Genomic DNA, 26,572 nt, shown 5'->3' on the forward strand with positions numbered 1-26,572 from the left:
ATAATTTAATAATCAATCTCCTACTATTCCTACGTGATTAACTATAAATAATCTAGCTAATTTTCAGAAAACACCCTTGTTCTTCTTTAGTATCCATGTTAAATTGGTAACAATTATTGAGAATACTAATAAATTGAAAGCGAAAATTGTCGCTTTTAATAATATTGGAGAAAAGAGTGACGTCATGACATTAAACAGAAGTATTGAAACAAAACTTGTACAACTAGGAAATTTAAGTGACCCCATAACAGGTGCTGTGAGCCCACCGATCCATTTATCGACTGCTTATAAACATGCTGGAATTGGTGAATCTACTGGCTTTGACTATACACGTACAAAAAATCCTACACGTGCTCTTTTAGAAGAAGGGATTGCTGATTTAGAGGGTGGCGATATGGGCTTTGCCTGTAGTTCAGGGATGGCTGCTATTCAATTGGTGTTATCCTTATTTAAACCAGGCGATGAGTTAGTCGTGCCTGATGATTTATATGGCGGTACCTATAGACTATTTAACTTCTTCCAAGAAACCTATAATATCAAGCCTGTTTATTCAAAGTTTGAATCGGTTGAACAGGTGGAAGCATTAATAACTGAAAATACTCGTGCATTATTCATTGAAACCCCAACAAATCCACTTATGCAGGAATTCGATTTACAAGTGTATGCAGAGTTAGCCCATAAGCATGGAGCCTGGTTAATTGTAGATAATACCTTCTATACACCATACTTCCAACGCCCTATCGAATTAGGGGCTGACATTGTCCTTCACTCTGCTACAAAATATATCGGTGGTCATAATGATGTTTTAGCTGGTTTAGTTGTGGCTAAAGGTAAGGAATTAGCTGAACGCATTGGCTTTATTCATAATGGCAGTGGTATGGTGCTAGGCGCTATGGATTCGTGGTTACTTATTCGCGGTTTAAAAACTTTACATCTTCGATTAAAACAGCATGATGCGAATGCAAAAGCCATTGCTGCTTATTTAGAGGAAGAAGCATTAGTGACTGATGTACTTTATACAGGAAAAGGTGGCATGCTGTCATTCCGCTTGCAAAAGCCTGAGTGGATTGACCCATTCCTTCGTAACTTAAAGTTAATTACTTTTGCTGAAAGTCTTGGCGGTGTGGAAAGCTTTATTACATATCCTGCCACACAAACACATGCAGATATGCCATATGAAGAGCGTGTTGAACGTGGCGTTTGTGATCGTTTACTTCGATTCTCTGTCGGTATTGAGGAAGCAGAAGATTTAATTGCAGACTTACAACAAGTATTCGATATCCTAAGAAAGGAGGCCTAATTTATGAAGCAACGTATTGAAACGAGCCTCATTCATGCAGGTGTTCGTGATGGCTATGGTAATAAAAAAGGGGCTGTCAATGTTCCCATGTATCTGTCCTCTACCTTCCATCAAGAAAGTATGGATGAGTTTGGAGAATATGATTATGCTCGCTCAGGCAACCCTACGAGAGACGCATTAGAAAAAGCGGTGGCAGAACTTGAAGGTGGTGTTCGCGCTCATGCCTTTTCTTCGGGCATTGCAGCGGTATCAGCAGCGTTAATGCTGTTATCCCAAGGGGACCATATCGTCATGACTGAGGATGTTTATGGTGGAACCTATCGTTTTGTGACAAAGGTGTTACCACGATTTGGGATTTCCCATACATTTGTAGACTTCACGGATCTAGCAGCAGTAGAAGCAGCAATAACGCCAGCTACGAAGCTACTTTATATGGAAACACCATCAAATCCGACATTAGGCATCACAGATATTCGTGGCGTGGTGGCACTAGCGAAACAACACCAATGTCTGACATTTTTAGATAATACCTTTATGACACCGTTATACCAACGCCCACTAGAACTTGGAGTTGATGTCGTCATTCATAGTGCAACTAAGTTCTTATCTGGTCATTCTGATATTATTGCTGGCTTAACAGTTACAGCAGATGACAAGCTAGGACAAGAGCTATACTTTATCCAAAATTCTTTTGGCAATATTTTAGGTGTGCAAGATTCTTTCACACTGCTACAAAATATCAAAACAACAGATGTACGCTTTAGTCGCTCTGCTGAATCTGCACAAAAAATTGCAACATTTTTAACTACAAATCCACTGGTTGAACAAGTCTACTATCCTGGACTTACCTCACATCCAGGGTATGACATTCATCAGTGCCAAAGTACAAGTGGTGGGGCTGTATTGTCTTTCCGTTTACCGAATTATGCAGCCGCAAAAGCATTAGTCGAAGCAATGACAATTCCTGTTTTCGCGGTCTCTCTTGGGGGTGTGGAATCAATTCTTTCTTACCCAGCAAAGATGAGTCATGCTGCTATGGAGCCTGAGGAGCGTGCAAAACGTGGCATCACAGATGGACTTTTACGATTCTCAGTGGGACTTGAGCATGTGGATGATTTAATTGCTGATTTTGCACAAGCCTTAGAGATTGCGGCCAAGGCTTGATTGAACCAACCTGAAAGAGACCGTTGAAAAACCCTAACTATTTTACGAAACGCTCATTGCGTGTTTTGTTATAGTTAGGGTTTTCTATTTGTTAATAGCTAAAGTAGTCATGTCACCACATCTTTATAATCCTACGTTCCATTTTTCACCTTTCCTAACACACGGTATAAATAATCACCATGCCCCTTTGCTAGTAGCGCTTCTTGTTCAGCAGAAATCCAATAAAATGAAAAAATTAAATCCGCTTCGTTTAAGCCCGTTGGATGATGTTGCCATGAATCTTGTGTTTCATCAGATGTTAAATGATAAAAATAACGTTTCTGTAAAATACCTGATGGATGATTAAAATAGTCCTGTGCAATTAACGCCTGAACGACAAGTGTTGTTAGACCAGTCTCCTCCAACATTTCACGCTTCACAGCTTCTAAAGGTGTTTCACCCTCTTCTACTGTACCTTTGGGCACTTGAATACCTGCACCGATTGAATTCTGTTCAAATACGAGCACTTGTAATTGTTCTTCATGCTCTCTCGTAATATAGCCAAATGCTTTTTCCACTACTCGCATGAAAGTGACCCCCTTTTGACTAATTGAATATTACAATAAAGATAAAAATTGGAATTTAAGGTGAAAAGTGTTGACATTTATTATACGACAGATGCTAGAAAATGACATTACATTTGTACAAGAAATTGCTAGAACAAGCTGGCACCATACATATGAAGAAATCATCCCTCATGATATTCAAGATCGCTTTTTACAAATGGCGTATAGCAGTAACCGTTTAACACAGCGCCTCACTACTAGCCTATTTTTAGTCGTAATCGTCAATGAATCGCTAGTAGGCTTTGCTAATTTCTCAAATGTTACACATGTTGAAGCAGAGCTGCTTGCCATTTACTTGCATCCTGATAGCCAGGGGAGTGGTATCGGTTCAGCTCTTTTACAGAGAGGGCTAAATATGCTCCCCAGCCTATCGTCATTATTTGTGTGTAGCAAAAGAAAATACAATTGTTTATCAGGCAAAGTGATTCCACAAGCTAGTAGAATTCGATGAGTGTTTCGATGATTATCCGCTCAAAACAGTGAAAATGGTGAAACAACATGAAAAAGGATAACGGTTGCTTTGACGACCGTTATCCCCCTTCGTTTTTAAAAGCATTGTAAGACAACCCATGTCTGATCAAAGCGGGTCTTTTGGCAATCATCCTCACGAATCCAAAAATACAATCTACCACTATCTCCCCACATATACCCAAGCTCTTCTTCTGAATCAAGTTGAAGCAATAATCGCCATTCTGTTGCCCCAGCCTCTAATTCCCTTCGAAGGGGATCATTATAACCAGTTGAATCGCCACAATATAAGCCATTGGAGACAAGCTGACATTGTAAGTACATATCCCCTTGAATAGCATCTGGAAAACCGTCTATGCGATGAACGGCTCCATTTGCATCAGCTTCTTCCATCGATTCATATGCAAGGTCTCTCAAATTATCTGCTTCCTCTTCCGTTAGAATTTCTTCTAAATCATTCCAAAATGGAGATTCCCAGGGCGGGAGTGTCCATTCATTTTTAAATTGCAGACTTGCACTGGCAATGTCGCCATTTTTGAGTAAGATAGCAGGTATTTTTATTCTTATAAGGCTACTAACTGGTTCTGTGAAATAGAAAACATTGAAGCCATCACAGTCTTTCGGATCGTATCCCCATGGTTGCTCGGCTGCATCATAGAAAAAGGACAATAATCCATCTGTAGGTAATAAATTGTTGGTATCGTAAGGTTTGATATCCTTTACATGTAGTTGGCAAAGGAAATACAACGGTCTCTTATCGTTCGTATATGGCCAAACAAAATCTGTGGGAACATCCGGACAGCCACCTATTTTTGAATGGCCAACCGGAGTTTCTTCATCAGTATTTTGTTTAGCCACCATACGTATAGAGCTTCTAGTATAAGCTGCTATTTGCTCAGCCTTATGTGCTAGCCCATAGTCTTTCAACCATTTGTTCCATGTTTCTGTGTTGCTCAATGCCTTCCCCCTCCTACCGTTACACACGTTTTTTATGTAAGATGTATATGCTCAGCTTGGATCACAAGTGCTGTCAAGCCTGTCGTACTACCAGATTCATGCGCCTGCCCTTGATGCCAAAGTACACCCTGTCCAGATTTTATGGTGATTTTTTCACCATCTTCACCACGAACCCAGCCTTCGCCATGCATCACGATAAAAAGCTGAGGAACAGGGGCTTCATGCATACCAACTACCCCATCTGGCTCAATATAGATGAAACCGATATTCACTGGCTCTTCTGTTTTTATAATGTTCCGATAAAATGCATTGTTTGATTGATATTGATGAATTTGCTTCGCTAAATCTTGTGTATATGAGATGAATTGCATTTTTCTATGTTCCTTTCATGCTAGGCTAATCCTTCCTGTGCAAATGCTAGCAGTGTACCATCTTCTGATTTGCCATAAAAAGTAAAGGCATCATAGCCAATACTTTTTATCATCTCCCAATCTGCTGTTTCCCCGTTGAGTAGCTGTACATTGCCATGTTCATCTACCTCATAGTCTTCTGCTTCTTCGTCATAGTCAATATTATAGAAAAATGATAGGACAACTTCTGTTGTGGGCAAAAGATATTTCCGTAGTGGACGATGGATACGCTGCTCCTCCGTAAATTCATCACAAAATAGCGCATTATAGCCATGTAGGGTTGCATCAAATAGCAAAATTTCCTCCGCCGTTAAAGGGTCTTTTGCAACGATTCTAGCGGTTGCTCCAGTAATGAAAGGCAATGCCTCACCTTCGATTGTTAGTAAATCTCCATAGTACCAAATTTCAAACTGTTTATTCCCTGTGCTGGAACAAAGCTGTAACTGTGATTCAACTGCCTCTAGCTGTTCAACATTTTCTGCATATGACTGTAAATAAGTTGGAATAGTAATATTCATAGCCTTCCTCCCCTTTTCTTCCTTATAACGTATTATAATACATTCCACCTTCTATTTTTATCCATAAAAAAACCCAGAATTTTTTCTGGGCTTGATGACACTTACTTTTCTAACATGATTAAAACTGACGGGCCTTTGCTTCACTTCGCAAGAGGCGATTATGGAGAGTTATCTCCGTTTCACCATTTACTTGCGATTTGGATCGCTTAATCCTTGACCAGTTGCGGTGGATTTTTTGAGATTTTGGATCTAATTGTTCGAACCTACTCATTTTTCATCCTCCTCATCATTATAGATTTCATAAGTGAAATCTTCTTTATTATGACCAGCTAGGATGAATTTATACAAACGACCATTCATCAGAAAATAGCTCTACTTTATTGCAAAATGAATGCAGCTTTTGCTTGCTTTTTATTTTTTCTCCAATAAAACTTTGACAATTTTCTCAAGTTGTAGGTCTAAAGAGTAAGGATCTTCCATGACAAACTCATCATCGAACTCACCATACATATAAACATTGCCATTTTTAACAGCAGGTGCTCCCTGCCAAATCGGACTATTCAAAATTTCTTCTGCATCTTCTTGCGAATTGACATAGACAAATACATGATCGCCTAAATACTGTGGCAATACCTCTAATGAGATATTTTCAAAGCCCTCTTTCATGTTTAAAGCTTGCTCTGTTGGAGGTAATTTCAACATCTGATAAATGGTGTTACTACCATAATTCCCTCCCTCAGCAGCTAACACAAATAAACCTGTAGGGCTTAATTGCACGACTGATACCGTTTCACCTTCTTTAATGATGCCATCGATTTGTTTTCGAGCATCTTCTACCCTCTGTTCATATTCTTCTATCCATAACTCAGCTTCTTGCTCTTTTCCAAATACTTCAGCAATTCTTCTAAATTTTTCTAACGGCCCAGCTGTCGAAAGCTCTTCCCAGTAAGGAATAAAAACAGTAGAGCCGATTTTTTCGTATTGTTCAATATTTTTCTCAATCGACCCAATGATTAAATCGGGCTCTAGCATAATGAGTTTTTCAGGATTCATTGGGAAGCCACCTAAATTCTCGATTTTAGCGAGCGTTTCTTGAGGAATCCCTGCTTTTTCAATCCAACCTTCCGTTAACATTCCTTCGCGGACACCAACTGGAATAATTCCTAACTTTAAAAGCTGCCCCATATATTGATCAGCCGCTACACGCTGTGGCTGTGCTGGAATTTCTACATCACCTCTAGGCGTCGAAACAATTCTTGTCTTTCCTTCCTGCACAGCCTCTTGTCCACTATTCGCTTGTGATTCCACTTGATTTGTCGCAGATGATGAGGCTCCATTTGTATTTGAGCATGCTACTAGCAGCAATGGTAGGCACATAAACAACGTCATAGCCTTTACTTTCATATTTTTGTACTTCGACATTTCATTTACTCCCTTTCGTTGATAATGACTTTCAATTTCATCATCAATATAACACTCGAATTGTTTTGGGAGAATAGCATATCTTCTTTTCCAAAGTGGCAATTCTTCATCTTCCAGTTGCCGCTTTTGCCTCCATGCCACTTTAAATTGTGCTGGAGATACACCCTTGTATCGTTTAAAGCTTCGGCTCAAGGAATGACCGTCAGGATAACCGACATGCTCCGCAATTTCCTGCAACGTAGCATCTGTTTGCACGAGTAAAGCCGCTGCTTTATTGACACGCATTTCACCTAAGTAATGAATCGGGCTTGTATACATTTTTTCTTTAAACAGTTTTGATAAATAACCAATGCTACAGCCTAACTCTTGCGCTATGATGTCTAGTGTTAGAGGCATATGCGCATGTTCCTCTATATAGCGAACTGCCTGCGCCACCATATCTGGCTTTACTGGATGAATCCCCTGTCCATGCATTTGCCGCAATAATTCATAGATAAATTGATAGAATAATGATTTTATATGTAAATTTTTCAGCTCTTTGTCATGTGCCTGTTGCCAAACTATCTTCATCTGCTCTGCTTTGTCCAGTAATGCAAGAGGATGAGCTGGCACAAAAGCATATTGATAGTGGAAAGGATTATGATTTTCCATCAAGGCTACCATTTCTTGGCGATGAGGTAACGGAAGTATTGCCTTATAGAAAATCATAAAGTATTCAAACTCTTTCTCCGCTACAATCTCTACATCCACCCCTTTTCCTGCATGCAGGACGTGGAACGGATGTACCAGATGTCTGTTTTTATCCAGCCATATTTGAGCATTCCCTCTTTTTGTATAGAGAAAGGCACTGGTCGGCAATCGATAGGGACCAAAATCCTCTCCCTGCTCCATCATTGTCAATCGTACATCCATAATTTTGATGTATGCGTGATTCCATAAAAGTATATGATCACTTAATTTCATCGAGTTCAAGCACTCCTTCTAGTTTAACCAATAGCATGTCTCTAGTTTAACAGAAATCCCACTAATTGATAATAATTCTCATAGATAAAATGCATTTCCTTCAAATGTAGCCAAACAAAATGGACTTGTCATTGCATTGACCAAGTCCATTTTATATCCTTCTTATTTTTTGAAACGATTGCCTGTGTTCACATAGATCATTAAAAAGATCGTCAATGCTACGAAAAGAACAAGTCCGATACTAAAAAATAACCACTGTGTATGAAAAAGTTCATTAAGAATCCATAAAAGCACACAAAAGCAGTAGCCATACATCATTTTCCCCATAAATCTCGCCAATGCTTGCTCATCATACTGCTTTTCTTCTTCTTCTGGCATCGTATTAAATCCTGCGATTAAAAACGCTCCTTTCCCTTGGGACAGCACAATGGCAAAGGTCAGAAATAACAGCATGATAATTCCATATACAAAGATACTCATCGTTCATCATCCTACTCTTCATTAATAAATTGCTGAATCGCTGGTAGTAATTTTTCATGTAATGACAATGAAGGGTCTGAATAGGTTGCTAAGTTTCCTGCACGATCTGCTGGAGCCTTTTTCAATACATGGTTCATACCCTCCATATAAAGTAGCTTCGCCTCTGGTTTGCCTTTCTTTAATGCCTCGGCATCGACTTCCTTTACTTGTAAATCCGTTGTTCCTTGTACGATTAATACACGGCTTTTTACTTTCTCCAATTCGTCAGCAGGATGGTACTTTAGCAAGGAAATCAGGAAAGGCTGAACAGATGGACGGAAGAGGGCTTGTAGCTCTGGCGAAGCAGTTGTCACTTGCTTGCCTTGCTTTAAAGCTGTCAAAATATCCGTTGATTCATTGTAAAGCTTCGGTGCTAACTGACCTTTTAATTGCTCTAACAGTACTACGTCCAATGGTCTTCCAGCACCTGCGATAGAGACGAAGGACGCTACCCCTGTTTTTTGAGCTGCTAGCAAACCAATGAGTGAGCCTTCACTATGACCAATCACGTGTACACTTGTATAAGCTTTATCTGCCATCAATGTTTGTAGGATTTGTACTGCATCATCCACGTATTGATCAAACGTCCCATCTTCTTCCTTTGTTAAGAGCGCTTGATTATCACCAAGTCCTCGCTTATCATAGCGAACCGTCGTAATGCCCTCTTGTGCTAAACCTTCCGCCAGCATTTTTAAGCTATTATTTTTACCAGCTAGAGCGGAATTACCATCTTTATCAGTTGGTCCAGAGCCTGCTATAATGAGAGCGACAGGCGATGGCGACGTGCTCGCTTTTTGTAAAGCAACTGTTAAGTCTCCCTGTTGAACAGGAATTTTTAGTTTTTCATAGGTAACAGGCTGCTCTTTATAAGCCGTTAAAATTAGGGGGAAATTCCCACCATTTTGTTGAAATGTAGCCTCTATTTGTCCATTTTTTAATATGCCGTTTATCGCAATAACAGAGCCGTTCAAATGAAGAGATACTTTTACATTGGCATCTGTATACTTGACACTTTGAAATGGAAAATTAGATAAACCTTGTGCTGGAACAGATAATGTACCACTATCCTTCTGTAAATCGACGATAATTGGCAGTGCTCCATTAGGCGTTTCAATATTTCCCTCCCATTTTCCGATAAACTGTTCATTCATTGCACTTTGCCCCTTGGTCTCTTGATTGTCCGCAGTGACCTCTTTTTGTCCACATGCACTTAAAAGTAACAATGTGCAACATAACAATAACCATTTTTTCATCCAATCTTCCTCTCTATATGAAGATCACCAATAAAATTGGCAATAAGGTAATACCGATTATGATGTAGCTCCATTTATTCGCAAAATTGACAGTCCATCCGATTCCAAATTTTTTCGGCACTAATAAGGATGGATCGTTTTTATTACAATAAAAAATCCCCCATTTCCAGTATTGATCATCTGCCGCAGCTGTTTCATTTGTATGTACCTCATCAAAACGTTCATTGCTTTTACTGAGCTTCCAAATTAATACTAGTAAGCCACCTAATGTAACGATATTAAAGACAAGAAAAAGGGGGAAAAAGTATGGGGCCGTTTGGTCATGTAAAATAACGGTTGTATAATGTAAAACAATAAATAGAATCGTCATACTAAAATTAATCGCTGCTAAATACCAGCTACCATATTTGCGTTGAGTCAGTTCCCGATGAACTGATGCTTCTCTAGCCTGTGCACTCAATTGAATTTTGGCACTTTTCATCCCTTGTCCCATGATGAAAAAGCTAATTTGTATCGCTAATAATATCAGTGGCATACTGATGACGGAGAGCCTAGTTTTTTCAGTCCAACCATCCGCCTCCCCTGCACCATTCCAATGCGTGGCAAAAATTGCTGGAATGGTCTCATAATTCATGTACGTAAAAACAATCAATGCCAGTGTCATGATGATAGGTAAACTAAAAAATAAGGGCGATAGTGTTTCATCTTTTTGGCGGATTGTTAAGTCTGTTACATGCACCGTTTTGATGTTTGTTTCCCATTGTTCCTGTCCCTTTAAATTTTTCGTTTTAACATGGTAACTCATGTAAAGACCAGATGATAGCAGGAGCATGACATACAAAAGGATAAAGGAGATTAAAGACGTTTTCTCCTCTTGCATAGGCGACAAAGAGAATCCGATTTGACCTAGTAAAAATAAGCCTGCAATTCCTCCGATAATTTGACTATAACGCTTCTTCCAAAGCTGTAATTGAGGATGCTTGACATAAGGTTCTGGTATCGAAACACCAAAAACATTCGTTTTTCTTGTTAAATGTGGTGTCATGGTTTCCAAAATACCGACAATGATAAAGATGCCTACTATTATAAGCATACTACCCCTACTTCCATTGTTTTAAAATTCGCTGGAACAAACTTGTTATTTGTTCTTTTTCAAACCCACGTGCAAAAGCTTCCGCCATAATTGGCTTTAAAGCATTTTCCACTTTTTCAACCTCTGTTTCTTCCAGCTCTCGCTTTTGCCCACCAATAATGACTGCCTTCGCTTTCGGTTTTAATTCGATTAACCCTTTTTCCTCGAGTTCATGGTAGCTCTTACTCACTGTGCTTACATTGATACCTAAATCCGTAGCCATCGCACGCACTGCTGGTAATGTATCACCATTTTTCAGCTCACCTTTTGCGATGAATTCAATTAATTGATTGGCTAATTGCTTATAAAGCTGCAATTCACTATTTGGATCTAACCGTATTTGCATATCGCTCCTCCAATCTGTATTATTAATACCCAAACAGAATCTGTTATGTATAGAGTAATACAGATTTTTTAAAATGTCAAATGAAGGTAATGGTGAAGGTGACTAACTCACCTATGTGAATGTCTTATATGATGTTTACCTTTGAAAGGGGTGGAGTCTTGGCTTGGGTGAGTGCATTTTTCCTCCCTTATGAATGCTATTACCCTAGTAGGAGCGCCTTTCTCTCTGCTTCTCACCCTCAATTAGATTGTTAACAGTAAAACCACAAAAAGGACCCAGAATAATTCTGGATCCGTGGACACTTATTGCTTCTATTTGATTTTTTACTAGTAGGTTTACGCTTCAACTTAATCTACAGCGAAGCAGATCAATTCTGTTTCACCTTTAGGCTTAAGTTTTAAGAAGCTTCAACCTTAACCAGTTGTGGCGGACTTTCCTGAGATTCTTGGTCTTTGGGTGTTTGACTATTACTCATTCTGCATCCTCCCCATCATATTAGATTAATAAGTGTTTCCGAACTTATTATGAACCATTGCCTGATTTTTTATTCATGCTTCAAATTTTTTCTGCAAAGACTTGCTGTGCAATGGTTAAGGCATTTTGCACTTTTGGAAAACCGATGTAGGGCACTAATTGTAACAGAGCCTCGACAATTTCTGTCTGTGTTAAGCCTGCATGGTACCCTCGTTGGATATGGGTTTTGGTTTGCGGCGCAGCACCTTGTGTGACAACTGCTGTTATCACGACAAGTGCTCGATTTTTGGCCTCCAATCCTGGTCGTGCATAGACATCACCATAAGCAAATTCAATAATCATTTTGCGTAAATCGGGTGCCACATCGGCTAATGGATCGGATGTAATCATCTGTGTTACTTCTTCCTCAGTCATATATTGTTTGATTGTGTCAAGCCCCTTTGTAAAACGCTCATTCATTTACCGGATCCCTCCCACCATTTTCTTATACAAAAACCCCAATTCCGCGTCTCCAGAATTGGGGATTGTCCTTCACGTATGTAAGGGTCTCTTTTTCACGTCACCCTCTGGCTTAGTTGAAAAAGGATATAGGTTTTCATAGTGCCTCACTGGACAGCTTTAATGAATATCTATGCAAAAGTCACAAGGACATGCACGCAACAATTAATGTTCTATAAGACAGGCTTTTGCTTTGTCAATTTGGATCTTCACTTGATCGAAGCCGGTTCCACCTAAGGAATGACGGCGTCGAACAGCCGCTTCTGGCGCTAACACATCATAAATATCTGCTTCAATTAGTGCACTTTCCTGCTGCATTTCTTCCAGTGGTAAATTTAATAAGTAAATCCCCTTTTGAATACATGTGAAGACAAGCTTCCCTGTCACCTCATGTGCCTCACGGAATGGCATACCTTTTGTCGCAAGATAATCTGCTAGCTCTGTTGCATTTGAAAAATCAGCATGGACAGCTTGATGCAAACGTTCTGTATTGACGGTCATTGTACGAATCATGCCTTCAAAGATTTTCAGTGAACCAAGAATGGTATGCACAGTATCGAACATGCCTTCTTTATCCTCCTGCATATCTTTGTTATACGTTAAAGGTGTGCCCTTTAACACGGTTAATAAGCCCATTAGATTCCCGTAAACGCGCCCTGTTTTCCCACGAATGAGCTCTGCCATATCAGGGTTTTTCTTTTGTGGCATAATGGAAGAACCTGTAGAGAAGGCATCATCCAATTCAATAAATTTAAATTCATCTGTAGACCAAATAATAATTTCCTCAGCAAAGCGTGATAAATGCGCCATTAACAAGGATGCATTACTTAAAAATTCCACAATAAAATCACGATCACTCACAGCGTCCATGGAGTTGGCATATACCTCACTAAAGCCAAGTAATTCTGCGGATTTTAAGCGGTCGATTGGGAAAGTCGTTCCCGCCATAGCCCCTGCCCCTAATGGCAAAATATCAATGCGCTTTATGGATTCTGTAAAGCGTTGTTTATCACGCTCTAGCATCCAAAAGTACGCCATTAAATGATGTGCAAAGGATATTGGCTGGGCACGTTGTAAATGTGTATAACCAGGCGCAATCGTTTCAATATGTTCCTGAGCTTTCTCTACTAATGTTTGTTGAAACGTCACGATTAAATCAATTGCTTCCTGCACACGCTTTTTCAAAAAAAGATGCATATCCGTCGCGACCTGGTCATTACGGCTACGACCTGTATGTAGCTTGCCACCAACAGGACCAATTAAATCAATCAGCATCTTTTCTAAATTTAAGTGTATATCTTCATTGGCAACGCTAAATTCAAGCTCATCTGCGATTGCCTTTTCTTTTAATTGGGCAAGACCACCTAGTATGGCCTCTACGTCAGCTACAGGTAAAATTCCTGTTGCACCAAGCATTGTGACATGTGCAACACTACCTTCAAGGTCCTCTAGCACAAGTTGCTGATCAAAGCCAATGGATGCCCCAAATTCGTCTACCCATGCTTCTGCTGATTTTTGGAAACGTCCACCCCAAAGTTTTGTCATGTCAGCTCACCTTTTCCTTTATTTCTTATTGAAAGGTGTAGTGAAAGCATAATGCCTTCCCACACCTCGCTTGTTAAATATTATTTTTTATTAACAGATGAGTTCACTACAGTTGGTAGACCCCATAACTCGATAAAGCCTACAGCGGAAGCGTGATTGAATTGATCTTCCTTCGAGTATGTTGCTAGCTTTTCATTGTATAGTGAATTTGGTGATTTACGTCCTTCTACAATCGCATGCCCCTTGAACAGTTTCACACGTACTGTACCATTTACATATTGCTGTGATTGTGCAAGGAATGCTTCAAGTGCATCACGTAATGGCGAGAACCATAACCCATCGTAAATTAATTCAGATAATTTTTTCTCAATCACTGGCTTGAAGTGTGCTAATTCTTTTACAAGTGTTAAATCTTCAAGCTCTTTATGCGCTGTTAATAGCACTTTTGCTCCTGGTATTTCATAAACCTCACGTGATTTAATACCAACGAGACGATTTTCTACATGGTCGATACGTCCTACACCATGCGCACCTGCTACTGCGTTTAATTCTTGAATTAAATCCGCTAGCTTCATTTCTTTTCCGTTTAATGCTACTGGTTTACCAGCTATAAACTCGATCTCCACATATTCTGCTTCATTTGGTGCATTTTCAACAGAAACAGTTAAGCCGTAAGCTTCCTCTGGTGGAGATACCCATGGATCTTCCATAATTCCTGCTTCATTGGCACGTCCCCATAAATTTTGGTCAATTGAAAATGGTGAATCCAATGTTGCTGGAATTGGTACATTATGTTTCATCGCATATTCAATTTCCTCGTCACGACTCCAGCCCCATTCACGTACTGGTGCTAATACTTCTAGATCAGGATTTAATGCTTTAATAGACACTTCAAAACGAACTTGGTCATTACCTTTTCCTGTGCAACCATGTGCAACGGCATCCGCACCGACTTGGTTCGCAATCTCTACTAATTTTTTTGAGATTAGTGGGCGAGAAAGTGCTGATACTAATGGATATTTTTGTTCATACCAAGTATGGGCTTGTAATGAAATTAATGCATAATTTTCAGCAAATTCATCCTTTGCATCTACCATATAAGATTCAATAGCTCCTACTTGAAGAGCTTTATTTTTTACGAATTCAAGGTCTTTCCCTTCACCAACGTCAAGACATACCGCGATTACATCCCAACCCTGTTCTTTTAACCATGGAATTGCTACCGAAGTATCAAGTCCGCCTGAGTAAGCTAATACAACTTTTTTATTTGCCATTAAAAATGCGCCTCCATTGCTCTATCGATATGTATTTTTATACATTCATTTAAAAGTTTATACACGAATAGTATCATGTTATAAAAATAAATACAAGTGTATTTTTATAAATTCATAGACATTTATTTTACTAGTTAAGCGAACGTCAGCCAAACCATCAAATCATTGGAGAAAGTATGAATATTTACTCGAATAAACATTTTTTCACTAAAGGCATAAATGTATACTATATAAATGTATCAATAAAAAAGAACCCCATAGAAAACGGGATTCTTTTTTTCACGATTTAATTGATTGTGTCTTATACAATGCATTCTTTGGATTAATGATGATCAATAACAGGGCGGCTACTGAATATAAAATGGCATTATACATCATTAAATCAACGATATGCCCATTCACTAAACCAATAAAAAAATTAAAGAATTGGTGAATGATGATGGGGATGATTAAATTCTGATTGATATTATAAAATCCTGCCATAATAATACTCGTCGCTATGATGGCTATCATAAAGAAGCCACTATATTGGAGTAAGTCCATACCCATAAAGCCTGTCGTAAGCCATATCGGTAAATGCCATAGCCCCCACCAAAACCCGATGATGATAGATGCGACTAATGCGGAATACTTCTTTTGAAGCTCCAGCAGGGCAAAACCCCTCCATCCCAATTCTTCACCTAATGGTCCTGATAAAAGATTTCTAAAAAAGTAATAGCTCAGTATAACCCAAGAAGAGATTGTAAAAATAGAGTCTGTTTGATGATTATTCATAACTAGACTCAAAATAATAATAAAAATGACGACTTGAATCATCAGCACTGAAAAAATCACCGATCCGTTCAACCTATTCTTAAATTTTTGTTTCACAAAGTGTAGGAAGCTCTGCCCAGGATATATTTTTGGAAATAATATAGTGAAGGCAAAGGTTGATGACCATGCTGATAGACAGCGTATTACATCGAAAACCCATGTTGGAAACCCTAACAGCTTGACAGCTCCTACAAGACAAAAAAGCGGCCAAAAAATGACATTGGTTAAGACAATAAAACTCGCTACAGGTCTTTTTAGCTTCTTATTTCTATTCATGTTGATCCCCCATTTCATTGCACTGAACTTCAGCATAAACCTGGGGGTTGCTCACAGGTCAATCATCTATCTCTATTTTTACTTTATTGGCACATACATTTCTAAAAAAATACGTTCCAGCCCTTCTTCATACGTAACTAGCAGTAGATTGATATACACAAGCCCTAACAGCTCATAGCCCATTTCCTCGGCTACTTTTCTCATACTGGCTTCCACTTGATCATCCGTATTTTTACCACCTGTAGACCATCTACCATCTTCAATGATTGTATAAAGACATTTTGGATAGGCTCGAATTTCCCCAGCTATTGCCTTGTCATCATCTTCAACTTTTCTGGTAATTATAAATTGTTCTTCTAGTATCCCTTCATCATTAAACCGTATTACTCTTCTTAATGATGTAAGGACCACTGCTTTTTTTAAACTATTGGTGTTTTCTTTTAGAATGTCATATTCATCATAAGCTGTATAATGATCTATTTCTCCCATTATCTCTAGTGGTTTCATTTCTTTTATACTGTATGTTCCTAAACATCGTTTAATTTTTTCGCAATCTTCCTTGACCCTTTGTAACTTTTTTAATTGTCGTTTTTTATAGGCAATCTCCTCCAACATTTCCTGCTCTTTTTCTTCTAATAATGAGCGAATGCCCTCGATACTCTCGCCTCTTCTTAATTCCTGTATTATTTTGATTTCCAAATCAATTTCTCGATAAAAATTGACCGTTGTTAGGTCATAGATATCAAAATGGGTATAGCTTCTATAGCCATTTCCTTTATTTTGCTGAGGCTTTACCAATCCCTTTTCTTCGTAAAATTTTATCGTATCTCTAGAAATGCCTAAAAATTTAGCAACTTGTCCAATAGTGTACATTGTATTCTCCTTTTTTAGCTTCATCTTCCCTACTATATCAACAATTTCAGGTAAGTATGAAAAAAACTGTCGCCATGCATAGGGAGCATGGCGACAGTCTAATTGTTGCTACTTTTTATTGAAAAATGATTTGCCTAGAAATTCAATGGTTGCAGGTGCGAGTGCATATAATTTACTCGATAATCCCATGATCCTTGGTAAATTTACCTCACGAACTGGACGGTCAATTGTTTGAACTGTAGCTTGTGCCACTTCTTCTGCTGATAATAAAAATCTTCCTAAGGACTCCCTGTAGCCACTTGCATCATTTGCCTTATCTAAAAATGGAGTATCGATGGGACCTGGGTGGATGGCGGTTACTTTCACATTGTATGGAGCTAACTCCATACGAAGTCCATTCGTGAAACCGACAATGGCATGCTTGGTAGCAGCATAAACACTCGCTTTCGGTGTTGCCACCTTTCCTGCCTGTGACCCAATAAAAATTAGATGACCATGCTGTTGTGTCATCATTGCAGAGGCTAATCGTTTGGCAAGGTAAATCGGTACACTTACATTCAATTCAATCATTTGAGCAATATCCCCATCCTTTAAAGCAGGTGCTACAGCAAATTTCCCTACACCTGCTGAAAGAATCGCCACATCAATGGGTGGAAGCTGTGAACAAACATCATCGAGTGTATGTAAATTGGTTAAATCAGCTTGGATAACGTGAGCTCCTAAACGTTCTAGCACCTTTAGTGCAACAGCATTACGACCCGTGGCATAAACTGTATGCCCTTGAGCTACAAGTAATTCTGTCGTTTTTAAGCCTACACCACTTGTTGCACCTGTTACGAAGATCGTCTTTTTATATTTATCCATGTGTAAACCTACTTCCTTTGAAATAAATAGATACCTGCTTCGGTCTTCGTTGATTTAATATAATCATTGGCTTCTAAATAATCTAAATGTCCTAGTGTTTTAGACAAGGTTAATCCTAGCTGATGCTGGAATATGGCTGGATACAAGCGTTTTGTTACTTGTACAACCGTTAATTGATCGTCACCTAGCAACTCATTAACTTTCAATGATTGCTGATGCTGGCGCTCTAATCGTTTATCAATTAAATAAGGAATATCCTCTAAATCGGCCCCATGCCCTGTGTGCATCATTTTGATGGGTAATTGGCGTAGAATTTCGAGTGATGCATTGTATTGCAGTAAGGATTTTGGACGTCCTAATGTACGATCTAATGGTGGCTCGATTAATGGATTGGGCGTTATTTTTTCGAGTAATAAATCGCCCCCAATAACATGATGCGTTTTTTCATCCCAGAAAATAAAATGGCTTTGTGCGTGACCTAATGTTTCAATTGCCTTTAATCCTGGATGACCAGGCACTTCATCTCCATCCACCAAAATTTGTGTTAATGGGCGTTCACCCACAAGCTCTAATTCACGACGAACATGTACACTTTTTGTAATATATTCTTGTGGTACCCCATGCTCTAATAAACGCTCACTGTAAAATTGCTCGTGATAGCTTAAAAACGCTTCATCATGACGAAGCCATTTATCATTATAGGCATGCCCCAAAATTTCTGCATGTGGAAAGGCATCGACCCATCCTGCATGGTCAGGATGATGGTGGGTTAACACAACCTGTTCAATATCTCGCATGTCAAAGCCAGCTGCTCGAATTCCCCATTTCAAAGCATCGTAGGCTTCCATCGTTTTTGGTCCAACATCAAAAATGCTGAGTGCATCGCCTTTTACAATAAATGCATTGACATCTCCTACTTCATAGGGTGTTGGAATTTCTATTTTGACTATAGACAAAGTTGTCTCCCCCTTTTTACGAGCTAGTGAATACTGATTCATTCTATTTTACAAGTTTTTTCTGTTTTCGTCATCCTCCTGTTGACAGTTTGCTAATTCCTCACTATAATTTTGAATAATCTAATTATTTTTGTGCGTTGAAGAAGCCGAGTACGTAACTGGTGAAGGTGTTAGAGAGTGTTACATTTGCTGAGAGTAACATCACCCGCTCCCATTACCGAACCTACTTCTGAGCAGTTATGCAAACATAACCGTTTCCCTTGCGATAAGAGGGCTAAGAGTTGTGCCAATAATTGGCAAACAAAGGTGGTACCGCGGAAACGAGAGCGTTTTCGTCCTTCGAGATAAGGACGAGAGCGCTTTTTTATTTTGAACTGGAGGTTTTGTTCATGAAAAAAATAGTATTTATCGGTGCAGGCTCAATGGCAGAAGCATTGATGCAGGGCTGGATAAAGCAAAAGGTGTTTACACCACAGGAAATCTACGTCACCAATCGCTCTGACAAAGAACGTTTACATTTCTTACACGAAACATATGGAGTCCAGTGCCTGTTTGATCAAGCCATTTATCAACAGGCAGATCTTATCATTTTAGCGATGAAGCCAAAAGATGCTGTTGCAGCTATGCGCGATTTAAAACCTAAAATTACAACGCACTCTGCCGTTCTGTCGATTCTAGCCGGTATTGCTATTGAGACGATTACTGAATTTTTAGGGAGTCGTCCAATTGCACGGGTGATGCCTAACACATCTGCCACAATCGGTATGTCAGCAAGTGGGATAGCATTCAATAACGAGGTATCGGCGGCACAGCGTATTCTTTTCCTCCAGTTATTAGAGGCTGTCGGCTCCGTTATTGAAGTCGATGAGGATCAATTGCATGCAGTTACAGCCCTTTCTGGTAGTGGTCCTGCGTATATTTATTATTTAATGGAAGCCTTTGAAAGAGTAGGAACAAAAGTTGGTCTCTCCAAAGATACTGTACGATTACTAATGACTCAAACACTGGCAGGTACTGCTGAAATGCTCAAGCAATCGGTAGATGAACCAGATGTTTTGCGGAAAAAAGTAACGAGCCCTGGCGGTACAACGGAGGCTGGTATTCAGGCACTAGAGCAATATCAATTTAATGAAGCCATCGAAGCATGTATTAAAGAAGCGGAAGCTCGATCTCGTTCACTTGCAAATGGTTAATATTATGTGCAAAATAGAGTATATCACTAGGAATTAGGGGGCTTTATTTTGAGTAAATTATTCGAACCATATGCATTACAATCCATTTCCTTAAAAAATCGCGTTGTTATGGCACCTATGTGCATGTATTCAGCACAAGACGATGGCATGGTAACACCTTTTCATTTAGTCCATTATGCGACACGAGCAGCTGGTCAAGTTGGGTTAATCATCTTGGAAGCTACTGCTGTTGTGCCAGAAGGCCGCATCTCAAATAAGGATTTAGGCATTTGGGATGATGCACATATTGAAGGATTAAGTCAACTAGTTGAAGGGATGAAGGCTTACGGCGCTAAAACAGGCATCCAGCTTGCACATGCAGGTCGCAAAGCAACGGTGGATGGCGAAATTTTTGCTCCATCAGCTATTGCCTTTAGCTCAGACTATAAAACACCAACAGAAATGACAGAAGAGGACATTCTTTATGTAATAGAAGCGTTTAAACAAGCAGCTGTTCGTGCCACAAAGGCTGGCTTTGATGTGCTCGAGATTCATGGTGCACACGGCTATTTAATTAGCGAGTTTTTATCACCTGCGACAAATAAACGTCAAGATCAATACGGTGGTTCACAGGAAAACCGTTATCGTATCCTTCGTCAAGTTATCGATGCGATTCGCAGTGTGTGGGATGGACCATTATTGGTACGTGTATCTGCAGAAGATTACGCTGAGGATGGCACAACAATGGAAGATTTTATTGTTTTTAGTCGCTGGATGAAATCTCAAGGTGTTGATTTGGTTGATGTATCAACAGGCGGTGTTGTACCAGCAGCTATTCATGTCTTTCCAGGCTATCAAGTATCGCATGCAGAGGCCATTAAGCATGGGGCAAACATCCCTACTGGCGCAGTTGGACTTATTACAACAGCTGTTCAAGCGGAAGAAATTCTCCAAAATAATCGCGCAGATTTAATTTTCTTAGCACGCGTTTTATTACGAGACCCTTATTGGCCACTTCATGCGGCTAAAGAATTAGGCGAAGAAGTGCAACCTCCCGTACAATACGTGCGTGGTTGGTAAATTGATTTCCAGTAAAAAACAGCTTGTTATCCCGCAAGCTGTTTTTTCATTAGAAAAGTGGGTTTTGTTTTAATTCTTCATCAATAGCCTGCACCAATGTCTCCGCGTCTTCTGCTGTCACGACTTCTCCATTAACTAGCGCAAAAATACTTTGCTCACAGATTTCACAGTGAGATGTACAACCAGATTCCTCTATCTCAATATCATCCCGTTCTACTAATTCATCATACGCATCTGCCGCACCAAGTGATAAATTAGTGATACAAAACTCCACTCTATTTTTTAGCTGCTGTGGTTCTTTCTTTTTTTTAAATAGAGAAAATACCATGTTTATTGACCTCCTACTCTTTAAAAACGATCATACCACAATTCGACAAAGTCTATGAAAACCCTTACACTGAACAGCATCATTTCAAAATCATTTTTGACCATCTTGTGAATTATAAATAATTTCTTGTTTGCAATAAATCTAATAATCCATCTGGTACTTGTGTAGATTCCTTATAAAAGAGGTATACGGGTACACTCGGTAATGGGAAATCTTCAAAAGGAACTATATTAAACCGTCCCTCCATCCGTTCTTTTCTCACAATCATACGAGGTAAAAACGACATCCCCAACCCATCCTTTATTAGCCTTTTTACCACATAAGATTGAGAAATGGATACTTGCTTCGTTAAAATATATGTTTCTCTTAATTTACGTAATAGCTCTCCCCAAATTGTTGGATGATGATGCGTAAATAAAGTATACGTTTGAAATAACTCCTCATAATCAATATAAGTGCCTGTTTCATCATCATAGGCATCTAGGGGGATTACTAACTCTAATGGACTATCAATCAGCAGCTCTTGATGCCAATGTCGATAACGTGTTGGTAATAATGAAATACCAATATGAGCTTGATCTTGATTGACTAAATCCTCTATTTTAGCTGAATCCTCTACTAAAATTGATATCTCAAGTGAAGGATTGTCATTGATAAATTGATAGATCACATGCGGCAGAATCGTTTCAACCATTAACGGGGTCATAGCCATAATGATTTTTTCTTGAATACCTTTACTTGCTAATCGAATACGTTCAATGCTTTGTTCCCACTGATTGACCATTTGCTGTGCCTCTACTTGAAAAAGCTTTCCAGCGTCTGTTAATTGCACACGATTTTTTTCGCGCTTAAATAATTGTACATGCAGAAATTCTTCTAACTGCTGAATATGAACCGTAATACTTGGTTGAGATAAATGAAGTTGTTCCGCTGCTGTACGAAAATTACAAGTCTGGGCTGCGACGATAAAAGATTGTAACCATTTATATTCCAAAATCTCACCTCAGTGATTAAAAATATTAATTAAATTTATTAAATATATTTAATTTACTAAATTATACAATAAGATTAGACTGATGATGAACTTGATTATGTATGTAAAAAGGAGAGAATCATATGCCGCACACTATATTAAGTCGTCAATTTCAGATGTTTGCTCAACAGGAATGTCAAGGCTCAAGCCCCCTGTATGAACATTTAGCTACTAAAATTGCCAATGATGAAGATTTGTTAGACATTGCCTCCTTAATCCCACAGGATCAGCCTGCGCCCAATTTATTGTTGGCAGCTGTTCATTATTTATTAGCTACATCCAATGATCCTTTGACCAATTATTATGCATCTTTAACACCCTCCCCTCATCCAATACAGGAGGTGTTCCCTATTTTCAAAGCATTCGTACTATCACATACAAATGAATTAACGACATTGTTTCAAGAAAAGCTTGTACAAACAAATGAAATTCGACGTTGTGCCTATCTCTACCCAATGATGACTGAAATCTATGCCAAACATCAACAACCGTTGGCTTTCATTGAAATAGGCGCAAGTGCAGGGCTTCAGCTTGGTATGGATCACTACAATTATTGCTACAATCAACAATTATCCATTATCAATACGGAAAATGATTATATGTTATTCTCGGAAAATCGTGGTGAAACACTGCCTACCTCCCTTTCCCAATCTCCTATTGTTTGTCAAAGAATAGGGATCGATTTAAACCCAATTAATCTTGGAAATAAAGTAGAAAGTCAATGGCTTCAAGCGTTAATTTGGCCTGAACATCATGAACGTAGAATATTATTCCAACAGGCCCTTCCCATCATCAATCAATTAGATATTCAGTTAATAAAAGGGGATGCAATTCAACTGATTAAAAAGCTTAGTCGAATAATTGAGCAAGAGGCGATGTTAGTGATTTATCATACACATGTCGCAAATCAAATCCCCATTGAATTACGTCATAAATTAATAGAGCAATTAAAAGAAATTAGCATGGGGAGGCCTCTTTATCATTGCTATAACAATTTATTTGATACAAAACTTCATCAAGATTTTATAGATCAAGGTACTATCATATCCATCCGTACAATGGCGCGTCCAGATGGGCATGCACGATGGTTTGAATGGTCAAATAGTTAGCTTAGACGCAAAAAAAACGCTGTGTCAGACTACTTACACAGCGTTTCATCTATTAATCTTTAAAAATCATATTCTGCATCTTTTTTTACCCGAATTTCTGCAAAGGCATCTGCTACCATGACTGTATCCTCTGCTAACCGTTCTAGTCGGAAAAGGACATCATCGTTAACAATTTCTTTGCGTAAAAAATCCTTTTCTTCTATAAATACATAGGTCGGAACGATGTGCGCTTTCATATAAGCAAGTATCGGCTTTAGTTGCTGTTCCACCATTAAATAATGCTTGGATGTACCCGCTGTCACAATGACACTGGCGACTTTATCGCGGAAGGCATTGACAGGTAAAAGGTCAAAGATATTTTTTAATGTCGCTGGAATCGATGCTTGGAATGTTGGCGTCCCAATAACAATTGCATCTGCAGCCATAATGGTTTCTGTCACATATTTTGTATCGCCTTCGTAGTCGAAGTAATTACGTCCATCACTAAAAACTAGTTGATAGTCAGCAAGATCCAGTAATGCTACTTCATGCTGTGGGTATTTCTCTTGTAACATCTCAACTATTTTCTGTGTTGCTGTTCTTGTTTTAGAGCCGACAATAGAACCCGCAAGCGCGACAATTTTCATGGATGAGCCACTCCTTATTTTGCTGTATATTTTTTCATCGCTGGAATAATATCATTCCCGATGATTTCAATATTTTTCATGATTTTATCGAATGGTACGCCGCCAAAATCGATTTGTGCCATAAAGCGTTGCATGCCGTATAGTTCGTACTGATAAAGTAGTTTTTCAATAATTTGCTCTTTACTGCCGACCATTAAAGCATCACGTGTATCGGGTGCTTGAGCAAATTGTTGCTTTGGATAACCTCCGCCACGAATGGCTTGGAAACCACCATTTAAATGTGGATACATGCCTTGCAATGCCTCTTTTGTTGTATCTGCTACATAAAACAAGCTTGTTGTGGCAATAGGTAATTCATTTGGGTCAAAACCTTTGCGTTCTGCCGCTTCTCGATAGGCATCAACAGATGGTTTAAAGTTGATAGCAGGTCCACCTAATGTTGTAAGCATCATCGGAATTCCCATATATCCTGCTTTAATAGCGCTGGCAGGTGGACCACCAACTGCTCGCCAAATCGGTAAGGAGCCGTTTTTGGGCTGTGGTAAAATTTGTGCATGGTGAAGTGGTGCTCGAAATTGCCCTTCCCATGTCACCAGCTCCTCGTCATTGATTTTCATAAGTAGCTCTAATTTTTCCTCAAAAATTTCTTCATAGTCCTGTAAATCAACACCCAATAATTGGTAAGCTCCTACACGTGAACCACGTCCCGCTACAATTTCCGCTCGACCATCTGATATTAAATCAATTGTGGCAAAATCCTCATAGATACGTACTGGGTCTGAAACACTTAATACAGTTGCTGAGCTAGATAATTTAATATTGGACGTTGCTTGTGCAATAGCCCCTAACACGACTGTGTGTGCCTGTGTTGTAAAGTACGATTGATGACTCTCACCAATACCGAATACATCAATGCCTGCTTGTTCAGCCAATTGACTAGCCTCTACTAACTCTTTTAGTCTTTGCTGAGCAGAAATACGCTCGCCTGTTAATGGGTTTGGAATATGATCCCCTAAAGAGTACAGCCCGAATTCCAATCCTTTTGATTGATCCATACGATATTTTTCCATCATGTTTCATCTCTCCTTATTCTAGTGGTTCTAAAATGGCTTCAATTTCTGCACGGTTCTTTTCTAAAAAGGGTGGAAGGTCTAGTTCTTTTCCAAGATCTTCGACTGCTGAATCCACAGTAAATCCTGGACCATCTGTCGCCATTTCAAATAAAATACCGTTGCGATCTCTGAAATAAAGACTTTGGAAATAATAACGATCGACGACACCTGTACTATCCAAACCTTGTGCCTTAATTTTCGTATCCCATTCCTGTAATTCCTCGACCGTTGCTACACGTAATGCAAGATGGTGAATACTGCCTTTACCAGGTTTCTCGCTTGGCCCTTCTAATTCTTTGACGACAATCTCTCCAAGCACTTCTCCTTCTATCGATTGCAGAATCGTTTCTTTGTCCGTTTCTGCAACAACTGTATAGTGAAATAAATCTTGTAGTAAATTCACGGTTCTTTGTAAATAGCGTACAGTGATTTCAACAGTCCCCATACCTAAAATACGATGTTCCTCCGGTATATCATTGCCATCCCATGCTTGCCATTGTGCAGGCGTATCATGCCCCTGATGATTTAACAGCACCATTCGTAATCCCTCATGATCTTCAAAAAACAAAGCCTCTTTGCCTGCATAAGTAGTGATATCGCTATGTTCTACTTCTAGCTGTTGAAAGCGTTCTTTCCAATATAGTAGGCTTTCGGAGCTAGGTACAAGTAAGCCAATACGAGTAATAGCATTCGTGCCCCGCACTGTACGTCCTGCAACGGGCATTTCAAAAAATGTTAATTCTGTACCAGCTGCTCCAGTTAAGTCACCATAAAATAAGTGATACATGGATGGTGAGTCTTGATTCACTGTTTTTTTCACACGTCGTAACCCTAAAATAGTTGTATAAAAATGATTATTCTGTTTGCCATTTTTCGTTAGCATGGATATATGATGGTGTCCATTTAATTTATTCATCCTAATGTTCCTCCTTTTTCACTTGACTAAGCAAGTGATATTGTAAAAAAAATTACACGGGCGGCAATTTTTTTTCTCGGCTATGCTTTTCAAGCTTTGTCATCACTTTATATAAAGATTTTATTTCTTCATCTGATAATACTTCTTCAAAAAATGAGGATTGGAAGTGAAGTTGACTTGGTGTTGCTGCATCAATCATTTGCTCACCTTTTGCCGTCAATGAGATAGCTTTGGTCTTCCAATTTTGTTTACGCTCGATTAGTCCCTCTTTTTCAAGTCGGGCAAGCATGCGAGACATGCCACCTTGTGTAACTGTTACTTTCTCTGCTAATTGAGATTGAGTGATCGGTGCATACGTTTGGATTTGGATTAACACATCGAATTGTGCCGTTGTTAAATCGAAACGCTTTAAAAATTCATTCGATAACTGGTTACTTTGCGTTGTAAAGCGCATCATACGAATCCATGTTAATGTGCCTAATGTATGATTTCTCATGACTTCATCCTCCCTTCAGTTATCACTTTACCACGCAAGTGATAACATTGCAAGAACAATATCTCGAATT

29 protein-coding genes are annotated in these 26,572 nt (G+C 39.1%); 6 read left to right on the forward strand and 23 right to left on the reverse strand.

What is annotated here, in order from left to right; genetic code table 11:
- Nucleotides 1-184 precede the first annotated feature (184 nt).
- Nucleotides 185-1,300, forward strand: a complete 1,116-nt coding sequence (locus V6670_RS13415; protein ID WP_141903673.1) for a methionine biosynthesis PLP-dependent protein — start codon at nt 185-187, stop codon at nt 1,298-1,300.
- A 3-nt stretch (nt 1,301-1,303) separates the two neighbouring features.
- Complete coding sequence (locus tag V6670_RS13420; RefSeq protein WP_338651400.1) at nt 1,304-2,464, forward strand: aminotransferase class I/II-fold pyridoxal phosphate-dependent enzyme; 1,161 nt, start codon at nt 1,304-1,306, stop codon at nt 2,462-2,464.
- Nucleotides 2,465-2,595: 131 nt separating this feature from the next.
- Here the strand turns inward: V6670_RS13420 and V6670_RS13425 are convergent, their stop codons facing one another.
- Nucleotides 2,596-3,030, reverse strand: coding sequence for an NUDIX domain-containing protein (locus V6670_RS13425; RefSeq protein ID WP_141903671.1), 435 nt, complete (start codon nt 3,028-3,030; stop codon nt 2,596-2,598).
- A gap of 70 nt (nt 3,031-3,100) precedes the next feature.
- On the opposite strand from V6670_RS13425, the gene V6670_RS13430 reads away from it, so the two are divergent.
- The gene (locus V6670_RS13430) at nt 3,101-3,520 is read left to right on the forward strand and encodes a GNAT family N-acetyltransferase (RefSeq protein WP_338651401.1); all 420 of its coding nucleotides are present in this window, start codon (nt 3,101-3,103) and stop codon (nt 3,518-3,520) included.
- A 95-nt stretch (nt 3,521-3,615) separates the two neighbouring features.
- Here the strand turns inward: V6670_RS13430 and V6670_RS13435 are convergent, their stop codons facing one another.
- The 16 genes from V6670_RS13435 to V6670_RS13510 form a co-directional block, all read right to left on the reverse strand.
- Nucleotides 3,616-4,494, reverse strand: a complete 879-nt coding sequence (locus V6670_RS13435) for a YwqG family protein (protein WP_338651402.1) — start codon at nt 4,492-4,494, stop codon at nt 3,616-3,618.
- 32 nt (nt 4,495-4,526) lie between these two features.
- Nucleotides 4,527-4,865, reverse strand: a complete 339-nt coding sequence (locus V6670_RS13440) for a cupin (protein ID WP_338651403.1) — start codon at nt 4,863-4,865, stop codon at nt 4,527-4,529.
- Nucleotides 4,866-4,885: 20 nt separating this feature from the next.
- Entirely contained in the window at nt 4,886-5,422 is a 537-nt protein-coding gene (locus tag V6670_RS13445) for a hypothetical protein (protein WP_338651404.1), read from the reverse strand.
- Nucleotides 5,423-5,540: 118 nt separating this feature from the next.
- Nucleotides 5,541-5,693 (reverse strand): YpzG family protein, encoded by a 153-nt coding sequence (locus V6670_RS13450; RefSeq protein WP_004231380.1) that lies wholly within the window; start codon nt 5,691-5,693, stop codon nt 5,541-5,543.
- Nucleotides 5,694-5,833: 140 nt separating this feature from the next.
- On the reverse strand, nt 5,834-7,807 hold the full coding sequence (locus V6670_RS13455) for an AraC family transcriptional regulator (protein WP_338651405.1): 1,974 nt from the start codon (nt 7,805-7,807) through the stop codon (nt 5,834-5,836).
- A gap of 162 nt (nt 7,808-7,969) precedes the next feature.
- Nucleotides 7,970-8,287, reverse strand: a complete 318-nt coding sequence (locus V6670_RS13460; protein WP_338651406.1) for a DUF3784 domain-containing protein — start codon at nt 8,285-8,287, stop codon at nt 7,970-7,972.
- Between the two features lie 11 nt (nt 8,288-8,298).
- Nucleotides 8,299-9,579, reverse strand: a complete 1,281-nt coding sequence (locus V6670_RS13465) for an alpha/beta fold hydrolase (protein WP_141903667.1) — start codon at nt 9,577-9,579, stop codon at nt 8,299-8,301.
- 13 nt (nt 9,580-9,592) lie between these two features.
- Nucleotides 9,593-10,672 (reverse strand): DUF5808 domain-containing protein, encoded by a 1,080-nt coding sequence (locus V6670_RS13470; protein WP_338651407.1) that lies wholly within the window; start codon nt 10,670-10,672, stop codon nt 9,593-9,595.
- A 7-nt stretch (nt 10,673-10,679) separates the two neighbouring features.
- Nucleotides 10,680-11,057, reverse strand: coding sequence for a GntR family transcriptional regulator (locus tag V6670_RS13475; RefSeq protein WP_036120131.1), 378 nt, complete (start codon nt 11,055-11,057; stop codon nt 10,680-10,682).
- 555 nt (nt 11,058-11,612) lie between these two features.
- Nucleotides 11,613-11,990, reverse strand: a complete 378-nt coding sequence (locus V6670_RS13480; protein WP_036120128.1) for a carboxymuconolactone decarboxylase family protein — start codon at nt 11,988-11,990, stop codon at nt 11,613-11,615.
- 204 nt (nt 11,991-12,194) lie between these two features.
- Nucleotides 12,195-13,574 (reverse strand): argininosuccinate lyase, encoded by a 1,380-nt coding sequence (gene argH, locus V6670_RS13485; RefSeq protein ID WP_141903663.1) that lies wholly within the window; start codon nt 13,572-13,574, stop codon nt 12,195-12,197.
- 80 nt (nt 13,575-13,654) lie between these two features.
- A complete protein-coding gene (locus tag V6670_RS13490; RefSeq protein WP_058844532.1) occupies nt 13,655-14,848 on the reverse strand; it encodes an argininosuccinate synthase in 1,194 nt (397 codons plus the stop codon).
- Nucleotides 14,849-15,127: 279 nt separating this feature from the next.
- Nucleotides 15,128-15,937, reverse strand: a complete 810-nt coding sequence (locus tag V6670_RS13495) for a type II CAAX endopeptidase family protein (protein WP_141903662.1) — start codon at nt 15,935-15,937, stop codon at nt 15,128-15,130.
- 78 nt (nt 15,938-16,015) lie between these two features.
- Nucleotides 16,016-16,810: a MerR family transcriptional regulator gene (locus V6670_RS13500; RefSeq protein ID WP_141903661.1), complete on the reverse strand. Its 795-nt coding sequence runs from the start codon at nt 16,808-16,810 to the stop codon at nt 16,016-16,018.
- A gap of 108 nt (nt 16,811-16,918) precedes the next feature.
- Nucleotides 16,919-17,674: an SDR family NAD(P)-dependent oxidoreductase gene (locus tag V6670_RS13505; protein ID WP_338651408.1), complete on the reverse strand. Its 756-nt coding sequence runs from the start codon at nt 17,672-17,674 to the stop codon at nt 16,919-16,921.
- An 8-nt stretch (nt 17,675-17,682) separates the two neighbouring features.
- The gene (locus tag V6670_RS13510) at nt 17,683-18,672 is read right to left on the reverse strand and encodes an MBL fold metallo-hydrolase (RefSeq protein ID WP_186436110.1); all 990 of its coding nucleotides are present in this window, start codon (nt 18,670-18,672) and stop codon (nt 17,683-17,685) included.
- Between the two features lie 347 nt (nt 18,673-19,019).
- On the opposite strand from V6670_RS13510, the gene proC reads away from it, so the two are divergent.
- Entirely contained in the window at nt 19,020-19,823 is an 804-nt protein-coding gene (gene proC / locus V6670_RS13515) for a pyrroline-5-carboxylate reductase (protein WP_141903658.1), read from the forward strand.
- 48 nt (nt 19,824-19,871) lie between these two features.
- Complete coding sequence (gene namA / locus V6670_RS13520; RefSeq protein WP_338651409.1) at nt 19,872-20,882, forward strand: NADPH dehydrogenase NamA; 1,011 nt, start codon at nt 19,872-19,874, stop codon at nt 20,880-20,882.
- A 49-nt stretch (nt 20,883-20,931) separates the two neighbouring features.
- On the opposite strand, the gene V6670_RS13525 is transcribed toward namA, so the two are convergent.
- Together V6670_RS13525 and V6670_RS13530 are read right to left on the reverse strand one after the other, a co-directional pair.
- Nucleotides 20,932-21,210, reverse strand: a complete 279-nt coding sequence (locus tag V6670_RS13525; RefSeq protein WP_141903656.1) for a DUF1450 domain-containing protein — start codon at nt 21,208-21,210, stop codon at nt 20,932-20,934.
- Between the two features lie 112 nt (nt 21,211-21,322).
- Nucleotides 21,323-22,204 (reverse strand): LysR family transcriptional regulator, encoded by an 882-nt coding sequence (locus tag V6670_RS13530; protein WP_338651410.1) that lies wholly within the window; start codon nt 22,202-22,204, stop codon nt 21,323-21,325.
- A gap of 122 nt (nt 22,205-22,326) precedes the next feature.
- On the opposite strand from V6670_RS13530, the gene V6670_RS13535 reads away from it, so the two are divergent.
- Nucleotides 22,327-23,352, forward strand: coding sequence for a DUF2332 domain-containing protein (locus V6670_RS13535; protein ID WP_338651411.1), 1,026 nt, complete (start codon nt 22,327-22,329; stop codon nt 23,350-23,352).
- Nucleotides 23,353-23,411: 59 nt separating this feature from the next.
- On the opposite strand, the gene V6670_RS13540 is transcribed toward V6670_RS13535, so the two are convergent.
- Genes V6670_RS13540 through V6670_RS13555 form a run of 4 tightly spaced genes read right to left on the reverse strand, consistent with a single transcriptional unit; the run spans nt 23,412 to nt 26,502 of the window.
- Nucleotides 23,412-23,978, reverse strand: a complete 567-nt coding sequence (locus V6670_RS13540) for an NADPH-dependent FMN reductase (RefSeq protein WP_141903655.1) — start codon at nt 23,976-23,978, stop codon at nt 23,412-23,414.
- Nucleotides 23,979-23,992: 14 nt separating this feature from the next.
- A complete protein-coding gene (locus V6670_RS13545; RefSeq protein ID WP_141903786.1) occupies nt 23,993-25,048 on the reverse strand; it encodes an LLM class flavin-dependent oxidoreductase in 1,056 nt (351 codons plus the stop codon).
- Between the two features lie 16 nt (nt 25,049-25,064).
- Entirely contained in the window at nt 25,065-26,006 is a 942-nt protein-coding gene (locus V6670_RS13550) for a ring-cleaving dioxygenase (RefSeq protein WP_141903654.1), read from the reverse strand.
- Between the two features lie 52 nt (nt 26,007-26,058).
- Complete coding sequence (locus tag V6670_RS13555; RefSeq protein ID WP_036120090.1) at nt 26,059-26,502, reverse strand: MarR family transcriptional regulator; 444 nt, start codon at nt 26,500-26,502, stop codon at nt 26,059-26,061.
- Nucleotides 26,503-26,572: the final 70 nt, after the last annotated feature.

Origin of the sequence: Lysinibacillus sp. Y5S-8, assembly GCF_036894365.1 — a bacterium.
Lineage (GTDB): Bacteria > Bacillota > Bacilli > Bacillales_A > Planococcaceae > Lysinibacillus > Lysinibacillus fusiformis_D.